The sequence below is a fragment of the Parvimonas sp. D2 genome (assembly GCF_035282635.1).
GTDB lineage: Bacteria > Bacillota > Clostridia > Tissierellales > Peptoniphilaceae > Parvimonas.
The window spans coordinates 1-263 of the sequence record NZ_JAYKBO010000056.1 but is presented as its reverse complement, the minus strand read 5'-3'; the positions used below and the strand labels follow the sequence as shown (position 1 = coordinate 263).

Annotated in this window: 1 protein-coding gene; it reads right to left on the bottom strand. The window is 66.5% G+C overall.

Annotated features, from left to right (window positions below; genetic code table 11):
- A partial coding sequence (locus tag VJI77_RS07880) for a four-carbon acid sugar kinase family protein (protein ID WP_442953980.1) occupies positions 1 to 154 on the bottom strand: 154 nt, incomplete at its 3' end.
- Positions 155 to 263 lie beyond the last annotated feature (109 nt).

Sequence of the window (263 nt, the reverse complement as noted above, 5' to 3'; positions counted from 1 at the left end):
GCGCCACGACCACCGCGTCGACCGGCGGCAACGGCAAATCATCCCGCGGCACGCCAATCGTCTGCACGGTCGCCAGCCCGTTGCGGGTCAGCGCATTGGCCAGGTCGGACGCACCGGTATAATCATCGGCGATGACGCCAAGGGTCAGGGCCATCGGTGCCTCCTCATGCCTGACCGGCGTAACCGGCGAACCAGCCGAGCCCATCCTCGGTGATGCCCGCGGGGCTATATTCACAGCCGATATAGCCGGCATAACCCAGCCG